The 12,049-nt window shown below is 31.0% G+C and carries 8 protein-coding genes and 2 pseudogenes; 4 read left to right on the top strand and 6 right to left on the bottom strand.

Annotated elements, in window-relative coordinates; genetic code table 11:
• Positions 1 to 545, top strand: a 545-nt coding sequence (locus C568_RS0129300; RefSeq protein WP_231399118.1) for a hypothetical protein, incomplete at its 5' end; no start/stop codon positions are given.
• A 1,054-nt stretch (positions 546 to 1,599) separates the two neighbouring features.
• Here the strand turns inward: C568_RS0129300 and nheC are convergent.
• The 5 genes from nheC to C568_RS0129275 form a co-directional block, all read right to left on the bottom strand.
• On the bottom strand, positions 1,600 to 2,757 hold the full coding sequence (gene nheC, locus C568_RS0129295) for a non-hemolytic enterotoxin subunit C (protein ID WP_018783610.1): 1,158 nt from the start codon (positions 2,755 to 2,757) through the stop codon (positions 1,600 to 1,602).
• Between the two features lie 274 nt (positions 2,758 to 3,031).
• A complete protein-coding gene (gene nheB / locus C568_RS0129290; RefSeq protein ID WP_018783609.1) occupies positions 3,032 to 4,189 on the bottom strand; it encodes a non-hemolytic enterotoxin subunit B in 1,158 nt (385 codons plus the stop codon).
• A gap of 51 nt (positions 4,190 to 4,240) precedes the next feature.
• Positions 4,241 to 5,410 carry a non-hemolytic enterotoxin subunit A gene (gene nheA / locus C568_RS0129285; RefSeq protein WP_018783608.1) on the bottom strand — a complete coding sequence of 390 codons (1,170 nt, stop codon included), beginning with the start codon at positions 5,408 to 5,410 and terminating at the stop codon, positions 4,241 to 4,243.
• Positions 5,411 to 6,342: 932 nt separating this feature from the next.
• Entirely contained in the window at positions 6,343 to 6,516 is a 174-nt protein-coding gene (locus C568_RS34490; protein WP_155895722.1) for a hypothetical protein, read from the bottom strand.
• A gap of 28 nt (positions 6,517 to 6,544) precedes the next feature.
• Positions 6,545 to 6,727, bottom strand: a complete 183-nt coding sequence (locus tag C568_RS0129275; protein ID WP_006093756.1) for a hypothetical protein — start codon at positions 6,725 to 6,727, stop codon at positions 6,545 to 6,547.
• 1,019 nt (positions 6,728 to 7,746) lie between these two features.
• Here C568_RS0129275 and C568_RS0129270 point away from each other — a divergent pair.
• The 3 genes and pseudogenes from C568_RS0129270 to C568_RS0129260 all read left to right on the top strand — a co-directional run bounded on the left by C568_RS0129270 (position 7,747) and on the right by C568_RS0129260 (position 11,319).
• Entirely contained in the window at positions 7,747 to 9,093 is a 1,347-nt protein-coding gene (locus tag C568_RS0129270; protein WP_018783607.1) for a SpaA isopeptide-forming pilin-related protein, read from the top strand.
• A gap of 230 nt (positions 9,094 to 9,323) precedes the next feature.
• A pseudogene (locus C568_RS34485) lies at positions 9,324 to 9,488 on the top strand (hypothetical protein); the annotation flags it as partial.
• Positions 9,489 to 10,269: 781 nt separating this feature from the next.
• Complete coding sequence (locus C568_RS0129260; protein WP_231399108.1) at positions 10,270 to 11,319, top strand: cytochrome P450; 1,050 nt, start codon at positions 10,270 to 10,272, stop codon at positions 11,317 to 11,319.
• 568 nt (positions 11,320 to 11,887) lie between these two features.
• Here the strand turns inward: C568_RS0129260 and C568_RS31520 are convergent.
• Positions 11,888 to 12,049: pseudogene (locus C568_RS31520) on the bottom strand (IS6 family transposase); the annotation flags it as partial.

Below are 12,049 nucleotides of genomic sequence, written 5' to 3'. Positions count from 1 at the left end.
TTTTACACGTATCTCAGCTGACTTCTAAGAGCAATTTAAAATTCATTATTTTTCAGGAGATGAGTAATATGTTTGTTTATTTCTATTATTTGATTTTGTATTTTTTTGCAGTAATATTCGGAATGGATATTATTACTTTTGCAGATTCATTTATTACTAGGTTTATAGAGCCAGATTCAGTAGAAATATTTATTTGTATGTTAATAGTATCTAGTATATTGTCAGCTATATTTTCATTCATTTTACACTTTATCTATACTTGGAGACATGATTCAAATACATTTTTAAAAAGGTTCTATCAGGTACATTTTTTTGCTACATATATTTCCGGGGCGTTTTCTATAGTAAATATAGGAGGGAAAACACTGGAGGAATGGGGAATTAAAGGTACTTCGGTAGATGGGAATACAAAAGTGTTTTTTCTTATGTTGTTCTTTATTGCAATATCAAATAATGCTTTTTATAAAACTTTTGAAAAAGGGATTGTTGATAAACTTGAATTCACGGTAAATATAATGAAGTTAAAGATAAAAAGAATAAAGTGAAACTTCCATCCCCACTGATAAAAGATAGAGATATTTGTATCTCTATCTTTTATATTTGATTTTTTATTCTTGCGTCTATGCAAACGACAAGCGTCGGCAAAATATGTACGATTGTAGTCGATGGATCATTAAAGGATTTGCAAAACACCTATGGGATTTTTTTATTAGGAGGTGTTTACTTTTCTTAAGTTGATAGATGTGTGGTACCACCACATGCCCATCAACTTAAGAATTCTATAACGCCCCCAAAACAAAAAATTGTACATTTTCATCTGGAAATGCCAATTTTCTCGTTTTGGGGTATTCGCTTTTCTTAGCTTGATTGTGATGTGGCAGTACCCCAATATGAGATTATAGATATATCTAACAATAATATTTCAACACGTCCATATTACAGATTTTCCCATGATGTATTTTACGAAAAGTTAAAATTGCATATTTTCACAAAAAATGAGGTATACTTTTTGTTGAAGAGCAAACTGTAAGTCCCATTAAAATATGTGGTAATTTTACATGGGATATACCATATATATTCGAAAAGAGATAATGCACGTAATTAAAGTGTTCTTATCTCTTTTTTTACTTATATAATGAAGAAATTTATTTGGAAAAAGGAAACAAACAATTATTTGAAAAATATGATGTACTAGTCTTTCAGACTGATATTTTATTCCTTACAGTATCAAAATAAGGTACTTTATCAAAAGCTAGCTATAAGGGGAATATTTAATTAATGTCTACTTTATTGAATTTTATTTTTATTATTTAGTTTCTATATAACAGAGAAAAAAGCAACCTATTTGGATGCTTACATGAGTGTTTAGGTTCTGTATCGTAGATTAAAAGAACTTGAATAAAGTTCTTTTTTAATTTGTAATTAAATCCCAGAGTGACCCCTCATACCCAGAATGGTTTCCGTTCCCCTACAAGAAAAGGAATTCTTTATTTACACAAAAATATTGACGGTACCTGAAGTTGTTACATCTCTATAAAAAAACGTACAACCTTGCCAACAAATACAAGGTTGTATGTTTTTAATATTATTTACATGTATTCAGGTGCAATCCGGTCCTTTTTGTACAATCCCTTCTATTGGTTGTCCTATTTGTACAATCTCTCCATTTTGTACAATCTTAGCACCTTCATATAATTTATCTGCATAATTTTTAAGGTCCTGCCAGCTATCCTTCGCTATCTTCAAATCTATTTTTAATAAAGCATGCTGGTCTGGGTTAATGTTATTAACATTTTTTAGTAAAGAATCATATTTTGATCCTATTGTATGCCACTGATTTGATATATTTTGAAGAGCAGTAATAGCTGTATCAATTGTTGCAGTCATATGTTCCGTTTTATTTTTGGCATCTGTCAAAATAACTAATTCTGCCTCTGCTCCAGAAATTCTGGACTTTAATTGTTCTATTTCTTGTTGTGCAGATGCGATATTCTTGTCAGCAGTGACAATCAATGGTATACCAACTGGAGGCATAAATACAGATAAAGCTATATAGCCACCACGCTTATCATAGTTTTCTTTAATTATATTATTATAATTACTGATTTGTTGTTGTAGAAGTGGAATACCGGCGTTCGTACTTTCTAAAATAGACTTCAATTGATTAGAATCGTCTTTAAAACTTCTTGTATCTTCAGCCATTGTATTTCGAAATGTTTTCAACTTTTCTAGTAGTCCATCCACCTCTTGGCTATTTTTCAAAATACTATTATATAATTTCTCCAGTTCAGTTTTAAATGCCACTGTATCTTTTTGATCTAAAGCAGCTAGTAATTGATCATAACTCGCTTGAAAGGTATCATTATAACTTACACTATTCTGATTCGTTTTCATAATATCAGGCTTTAGATTATCTAACCAATATGTTGCATTCCTTTGCGCATCCTTTTGATGCTTAATCATGTTTGCTTGTAAATCACCATTTATAGAACTTATTTTACTTAAATCTGTCTGTTGTTGATTAATGATTATTTGAGCATATGAATCCATTATAAGGATACTTGCCCCCATTTTCTCCATTACTTCTTTATATTTATCAGGACCTAAATCATAGCTCTTACTATCTTCTTGCTGTTGGGACACACTATTTTGCACAACTTGTTCTGCTGCAAAGGTATGAAGTGGAATTACATTACTCGCTGCCATTCCAGTAATGATCGTTGATAAAATCACTTTCTTATACAATTTTTTATTCACCTTTTTTCACCTATTCTCCCAAATGTATCACGTATTTTATTAAATTCATAAGCTTCTATTCTTTACTTCAAATGAATTACGATCACTGCAAATAAAACAACATATTAAAATAGGGGTTTTCATACTTTCTTATTCTATAATCTCTATCAAGTTTCATAACTATATAGGAAATCTCCTGTTCAAACTTGAACAGGAGACTCACATTATGTGTTCTTCAAAAGGGAAAGTCAGTATATTATATTTTTCATTACTTCGGCAATTTCTTGAAGTAATATTATTTTTTCTCTTCTACGAATGAAATCTCAGCCTTTTGAATATTTTCAGCATACTTGTTAACCTGTTCCCAGCTACCTTTAGCTATCTTCAGATCTACTTTTATAATAGTAGCAAGCTTGTCTGGGTTAATTCTGTCAACATTGTCATTCAATGATTTATATTTTGCCCCCATTGTCTGCCACTGATTCTTTACATTTTCAAGGGCAGTAATAGCTGCATCAATTGTTTCTGTTAAATTATTAGTATTATTTTTCAAGATCGTTAACTTAGCTACCTGTTGTTTTGCAGTGGAAATATTTTCCGTTAGATTTTTAATCTCTTCTTGTGCTTTCTTTATCTGCTGCTGCGATGTAACAACTCCGTATATCCCGCCTCCTAATGCACCTGCACCAATAGGCGCAAAGATAACTGTAGCAGTTAAGTATGCACCGAGAGCAGTTGCAACCGAAGATCCAATATAAACCTTGTTATTCTCATCAATTAATGTTTGATTTGTTTCGATTTGTTTCTGCATCAATGGAATTCCAGCATCTTGACCAGATAAAATATCTGTGATTTTGTTAGCATCAGTTTTTAAATTTTGTGTATCCAATTCTAATTTGCCGCGAAAGGCTTTCAAATCTTGCACTAACCTGTCCACTGCACCTTTATTCTCTGAAATACTATCATCTAAACTTGTAAGCACAGCTTTTAGCGTTTCTTTGTCATCATTATTTACAGCTTCTACCAAAACATCATAATAATTTTGAAATTGTGTATTATAATTGATAATATTTTGATTCGTCTGGATTATTTGCGGTTTCAAACCATCTAACCATTGATTTGCATTTTTTTTAGAAGCATCGTGGTTGTCCTTAATGCTTTTTTGTAAATCATTGTTAATTACAGTTAAACCATCAAAATTAACATTTGCTTGTTTAACAATAGTTAAAGCATACAGATCCATTACCAACATATTGGATCCAGTTTTCTCTAACGCATCTTTAAGCCCTTCTGGTCCAAGTGAATACTCAGGGGAGTTATTTTCTGCACCTGCATAAATAGGTGCTGATTTTGTTGTATTTTCCGCTGCCGAAACATATGATGGCGTAATGCTACCCGCTGCGATTGTTGCAATTAATGTAGATAAAGCCATTACTTTATAAGGTTTTTTCATAATATTCCTATCTCCTTATATTATATTATTAAGAATTTTTTCTTCATTCTACTATTTTGCCTCTGTTACTTTTATGTTTGTAACACTATTTTCATATTCCGTTGTTTGTTTATTCAATTCATCCGTAAACGTTTTGAGTTCTTTTAATTGTGCTTGTAATGCATTAGAATCTATTTTCGCATCAGTACTAAGACTTCTCTTCATTTGAATCATTGTGTCATTAAAGATGTCCCAACTACTTACTAGCTTGTCAAAACTCTCAATTTGCTTTTTAACTACTCTTGTAAAGTTATTTAACTGTAGATCAATAAGTGTCATTTGAGTTGCTTGCACTTCAATTTTCGATAATTTTTGTAGCAATAGAATTTTTTGTTGTTGCTTCTGACGAACATCATTATTCAGTTTTGTTACTTCATCATTTTGGAGTTGTCCAACTTGGTTGTAAATCACTTCCAAATTAGATGTGTCTAAAGTATGATCCTTACCTGCGTCTATCCAAATATCAATAACCGTCTTTCCAATATTTATAGAACCTTTTACATTTTCTTTTGGTAGAGCTAGAAGTTTTGTATAATCATCTTGAATGTTTTCATCAAGTTGTCTAATTTCCGTTCTGAATTTTTCAATGTCTCCGCCTGATCCCTTATAAAGTTCAATCGCTCTGCTAACTTTACTAGAAAAGCTCTTACTATCTTCAACCAAGTCATTTTTATAATTGTTTAAGTCTACTGAAGCTCCTTTCATATCATACTGAATTGCTTGCATTTGATCTTGAAGTGCATTAAAAATACTTACAAAGTCTTCTTTTGCTTGCGAATCGTCATTCACTTTTCCAGCTAGTTCAACCAATATATCATAATAATTTGTAAATCTTGTCCCAAAATCCTGCAGGTCTTGATTTACATTGAATAGTTTTGGATTATATTTATCCAGCCAGTCTTGAACATGGTTTCTTGCAGTACCTTGATCAGTTGTTATTCCAGGTATAGCAGTTACTTCAAGGTTTGGTTGCTTTAATATGATTAGCCCATATCCTTGAATTAATGGCGTCTGTGATCCTAATGTCTTAATCGAATCTGATAACCTATTCATAGCAACTTGATTTGTACTACTTGTTAGTTGTGAATAAGTTGTTTTACTTTCTGCAAAAGTATTTACAGGTAAGAAGCAACTTGTAGATACTGCTGTAACTAATAACCCTGCGACTAACGCTTTTTTCATGGTAATTCCTCCTATTAACTGGTGTTTTTTGATAAAATAGTTGGACTAAATTTTAAAGGTTTAATTTTTATTAATATGAAATCTAGCCTTACAACCGTTAATCGTTATAGATTGTTATAAAGATGTATATTATGGGAACCTAAATATAGATTATAAATATTTGTACATTATTCCCCCCTAGTTTTGTCTGCATGGTCTCTACAAGATTACAAAAGATAAAATTATGCTGTACATTGCTTATACTTTCATCTCGGAATAAAATAAGATCCTAATTGCTATGTAGAGACTTAGAATGCTATTTTTTACAAATGTGATAATTTTGTGATTCTAGATCGTTTCCAAACGTAATTAACTGATTGTTCAGAAAATTAATTTGACATAATGTTACTTGCAACTTTACTGCACTTTTATTCGTATAATCTTCTCCTCTCCCCAGTGGTCATACCAATTACACCTTTATTAAAACATTAAATTTCCAATGCGTAAATAGTAGAATTTTGTCGAATATATTTATTAATTCGATTATTACGTATTAATATTAGTGAAAATATTATATTTCTAAAATTATTGCTTAATTTCATTTCGGTAATTATAATAGTTACAACTTGATATATCCAGCAAAAAAATAACTATTATAATCTGCAGAAAAATTTAAATAGAATTTAAATATTATTAATATAATTTAATCACACAATGTATAGACATTCCCTTTATTTGGGTATGCATAATTACATCTTCTTTGGTGATTTGCTCCAAAAGTCTTTCATCAAATTACCGAAACTTAGGATATTTCCAATTATGTAGAAACCTAAAAAAGTCCCTTTAAATATATAAAGGGACTTTGCTCATACAAATGATCTGCAAATCAATTCATCTTTGATATACAGATCATTTGTATGATAATTTTTATAAATAATTGCGGAATAATGAACTTACATTACTGCTTTTAAAAGTTCTGATACTAAAGGAAGTACTCCACCTAAAAATGATAAAACTGCCATTGTGATTGCCATATTATTTCCTCCTCTTTTGTTGTTGCTAAGATATAATTTATCTTTGGGGTACCACCCCATCGCCATCAAGCTAAAATTTTGAAGTACCCCCAAAACAAAAATTTCATCTCACTTTTTTGTTTTATAGATTATTAATTTCTTTTATCACATGAAGATTTCGTTCGAACTCAAATAAAAAGGAAATCATGATTTTCTCTAATTCAGCCTTATTTAAAACATCATCAATGATTACAACTTGATAAGTACTGTCCTTTCCTTTTGCAGGAACAATCATTTTCATGCCCTTTACATTACTTCCAGTCATTTTACCAAAGATGAATTGTGCTCCTTCCAGTTCATAATTTTCTATCTTGTCATTGTCATTAATCCACTGATAAAAGGGATCTCTTCCTCCTTCTAAAATGGCGGATTGATAAATTGTATAACCAAACTCTCCAGCTCATAGTGCTTCCATTTAAAATCCACTGGTTTTTTCATCGTCGTACACGTCCTTTATTTATGAATATTTTCAGTGTACACAATGATAGTATTTTTTGCACCAGAACCAAGTAGTTTATGTGAAATGAAACATTGGGATTTTTCAGGAATTAAAAAATAAGATATTTTTTTATTTTATTAATTCACATAATTTTAAAAATTAAAATCTTTAATTGTTAATATTTGTTATATAATGAAATTGTCAACCAGTCATCAAATAGTGTCCCTTATGTTTCTGTTGGAACCGTTTGATGGTCCCGTGTATTAACCGTCTAAGTTACAATGCACATGCGTATATATGATTTTCAATCTATCCATGAATGTATATAAACAGCTAAAAGAATGATAAAGGATTAAAATTATTTTACTTTTGAGAAGTATATTCTTGTACAAGAATCAATAAACAAAATATCATAACATAAAAAAAGAATTGCAAGCCATGTATTCTCTAAAAATAATAAATGTAAAATATGGCTAAATTCCCTAAGGATGCAGCCGGTGTTTTGTGAAGGTAAATTGAATAGAAAAAACATTCATTTAATAGGTGGATTGTTAAGTGTATTTATTTTTAAATACATAGATTTAAATTCTAAAAATTGATTTTTTGAATTAGTTTTTAATAGTATAGAATAATATTTACGCCCGTACATTTAGTTAAGTAAGTAGTATCTTTAACAAATATGGTAAATCCAATTAAACGATAAAGATTATAAGAAAATATGAAATTATAACACAATCATTATTTACACCTATAAATTTCTGAATAATCAAACTAATATTCTTTTACAGAAAATATAATCAGCATGTAAGGTTTTTCCTGAAAATTTGATGAATGGTGGGAATGAGATGAAACGTAGAATGTTAACAAAATGTTTTGGAATTATAAGTTTAATCATTATGTTGCTAGGGATTTCTATTCCACAAGCAGCAGCCGAGATAATACATCAAGAAAAGTTTCAAATGAACTGGAATTATATTAAATTCAAAGGTACTGAAGTAAAGGTAAAGGCAGACTTACTAAGAACGTCATCAAAAGATGTTGCATATTGTTTATCACCTGATCTGAATTCACCTAATGGAGATGATCTTTCTGAAATTGGAAAAGAGAATGATTTTGTATATCGTGTCTTACTTTATGGATACCCTCAAAAAACGCCGGCTGAATTAGGAGTTTCTACAAAAGAGGAAGCCTACTATGCAACTCAACTAGCTATCTGGATTGCATCTAAAAAAATTGAAATTGCCGATTCAAAGCCAGAAAACCAACAGGTATATAACCTTGTAAAGCATTTGGTAGAAAAAGCTTCTAAAGGTACTGAAGTTCAGGAAACATATTTGAACGTAATACCTACTGGAAAACAAACTGTAGAGCAAAATGGGGAATATTTTGAAACAAATTTATATAGAGTTCAATCAAATTCAGTATCTGGAGTATACTCAGTTCAAATGGAGGGTGCACCAGAAGGAGCTAAAATTATAAATGAACAAGGTGAAAAAAAGAATGAATTCTCTATAGAGGAAAAATTTAAAGTTATGATTCCCAAAAACGCAACAAGTGGAAATTTCAAGATCAGAGTAAATGCAAAATTGCAGAGCTTACAAGCAGTTACCTTTGATGGCCAACAAAGGATTCAAGATGTAACTGCTTTATTACCAAGAATGAGTGAAAAAAGCAGTACAGATATAGTAGTAGGATGGGAATTTTGGGGGTCATTAAAAATTATGAAGGTAGGAGAAAATAGAGAGGCTTTAAAAGGGGCAGTGTTTGAGGTTGTAAGTGAAAATGGGGATTTTAGACAAGAAATCACTACAACTGAGAATGGGATTGCTACATTAAATAAACTTCCTACCGGTACGTATGTTGTAAAAGAAATTCAGGCTCCAGAAGGTTATGTACTTGATCCTACAATAAAAAAAATGGAAGTAAAAACTGGCGAGATAGCAGAAATAGAAATAAAGAATCAAAAAATAACAAGTGGCCTGGAAATTAAAAAAGTGCATGCTACATATGGAAATGCTAAACAATCTTATGATATACAAAGTAAAGAGGGCGCAATGGAAAATGATCTTGCAAGTAAGGAAAAGCATCACCTGCCATCAACAGGAACGAAGTTTCCAACTGTCCCGTTTGTAGGACTAGGATTGATTATTTTAGGAATCTATATATTAAAAATAGGGAAAAATCATAGTTAAAAACTATAAACAATAAGGGTTTTGTTACCAATGCTTAAAGTTAAATATGCTAAGAAATGTTTTGTGAAAAATGTAGATTATAACAATCCCTAAAATTGAAAACGCTTGCAATAAATGCAATTATGAAAAATCTATATGATATACCTAAACGTGCTCTCCAGGATCAAATACAACGAGCGAATTTATTAAGTATTCCGATTAATCCCATTATTATATGAAACGCCGTATATTTAAGTAAATCTGTAGAAACGTTAAAAAGTAAGTATGAGTTTAATGAAGAACTATTAAAACATATCTCATCATTAGGATGGGAGCATATCAACTTTTTAAGTGAGCATCGATTTGATATAAAAGATTATATATTGAGTTCATTCCAAACTGATGTATATTCATAAAAAGCACGTTACTATTCTCATTAACATAAGAGAATAGTAACGTGCTTTTAACTTTAAGAATAGCCTAAATGCTTAAGTTGATGGATGTGTGGTGCTACCCCATGCCCATCAACTTAAGAAAAAAAGTTACCCCCAAAAAGAGAAAAATAAACTTCGATGCTATAAAAACACAAAATTTCCATTTAGGGGGTACTTTAAAATCTTAGCTTGATAGCGATGGGGTACTTCAAAATCTTAAGTTGATGGGCATGTATGGTGACCCCCTTTAGATAAACAGATCCAAAGGGGAAAAACATCGTAACTTTGTTCAAAATTAAAACCTTATATATGTCATAATATTCATAATAATAAGAATAATTTTTCTACAAATTCAAAATATTTACATTTATGCTAAAAATGTTAAAGTTGATTTATGAATTATAAATCAACTACGGAGTTTTAATGAGAAAGGAAAAAAGTTTACTGACATCGCTTTAGCGAGTGCAATAATAGCTGGTGAATTTAGCATAACTCATGCTGCTCCTATTTATGCTAATAAGATTCAATCAGTTTCCAAATTAGAATCCCTTCTTGAGGAGACAATTAAAGAGGGTATTGGTGATTAGGAGAGCTCTTGTTGATTTATGGAAAAAGATAAAAACATTATTTTTTGTGAAAGGAGACGATTATGTTACAAAAAATAGAACTTAAATATGATCCTCTCGATCCTGAAACATTATTGAATCCATATCCTATTTATAAAAAGTTAAGAGAGAACGCTCCCGTTTATTGGCATGAAGGAATGAAATCATGGGTATTAACAAGATACGATGATTGTAAAGAAGTGCTACGTAATCATGAAGTGTTTACAACTGATAGAAGACGAGTTGGAGTGGAAATTCCAGATGTACGTCATAATGTTCAATCTTTGGATCCACCTGACAATATACCTTTGCGTAATCTATTAACGAGAGCTTTTAATTCACAGGATATTAATAATGTTCGAGAGAAAATACATGTATTAATTAAAGATATTTTTAAAAAACACAAATCAATAAATGAATTTGATTTTATGAGAGAGGTTTCCGCTCCGCTAGCATTAAGTATGACAGCAATTACACTTGGTGTTGATGAGCCAAACTTGGATTCTTTTCTTGAAATATCGGAAGCTATTACTCGACAAATGGATTCAGGACTAAGACCTGAGAATATTGAACCAGGTAATCAAGCACGCGAAAAACTCAATGCTCTTGTTGGTGAGTGGTTTGCTGCTGAAGATAGGCCAGGAATTGTTTCATACATTAGAAAGCATGCTCAAAACACAAATGTTCCTGAGCATTACATTCGTAATACAACTGGTACGATGTTCAATGCAAGTTTTGGATCTTTATATGCTGTATTTGGTAATGTCGTACTTGCTCTATTAGAACACCCAGAAGTATTTGATAAATTAAATGATAAATCTTTAATTGACACTGGGGTGGATGAATTAATTCGTTTTGATGGACCAGCACAAGGAACGGGTCGCATAGCTGCCAAAACGACAAAAATTAGAGATACTACAATTCAGAAAGGTGATGTAATTGTAGTACTGTTTGCTGCAGCCAATAGGGATCCGGAAGTGTTTCCTGAACCTGATAGTATAATTCTTGACCGTTCAAAAAATCCACATCTGGGGTTTGGTTGGGGACCACATACATGTGTAGGAACTTTTTTTGGTAAATTAGCAATTAAAGAATTGATTTTATGTCTTTTAGAAGAGTCGAGTCGTTTACGATTATTGAGACGCCCAACACGTAGGGTCACAGCTACTTCAAGAGGTATTGAGTTGTTGCCAGTTTCTTTTTCCTAACAATATTAGTTAATTTATTATGTGTTTTAAATTTCTGTTCTCCAAATATCCATTAAAGGAGGTGATAATATGAATTACAATCACTAAGAAAATACATCCCTAAGGGCCGAGCTCAATATCTTGAGCTTGGCTCACATTTCCTCAAGTTAATCCCCCTTCTTTAGATAAACATATCCGTAATACAATTTTTTAAAAAACGGTTAAACTATATTTTAAATATATGTTTCAACTTATTATGAAAGGTACACCTTTAAAATTCGTTTTGCTGTTTTATATTTAATTAGATAGATAATTCTTGATATACCTTTACATTTCTATTTCATTGATTTTGTCCATTTATCATTTTAATAATTATATTTCTCAAATTAATTTTATAAGGACTTAACTTCTAGAAAATTACATAAAATAGCATTTTGATTGTACTGTTGTAGGTTCTGGTGCAAGAAGTCTAGTAAACTTGGACATACTGATACTAGTACTCTAAAAAGGACGTGATCAGTATGGAAGGTTCTGGTGCAAAAAACATTTGATAGAGATATAGAACCTACATGGCCTATTCAATGACAGATTATGATGCAATTCCAAATAACTTATGTATGAACCCAACTTCATTTTGAGCAGACTTCACCTGTAGGTTAAGTTGTCCTTTTTTCATCATATGCATGGCTTCAACGCCGCTCAATATAGAAGTGGCTGTTTCATACGATTTGAATCCTAACATAGAACGTAC

This window comes from Bacillus sp. 95MFCvi2.1 (genome assembly GCF_000374965.1).
GTDB lineage: Bacteria > Bacillota > Bacilli > Bacillales > Bacillaceae_G > Bacillus_A > Bacillus_A pseudomycoides.
This window is presented reverse-complemented; position numbering and strand designations above follow the sequence as displayed.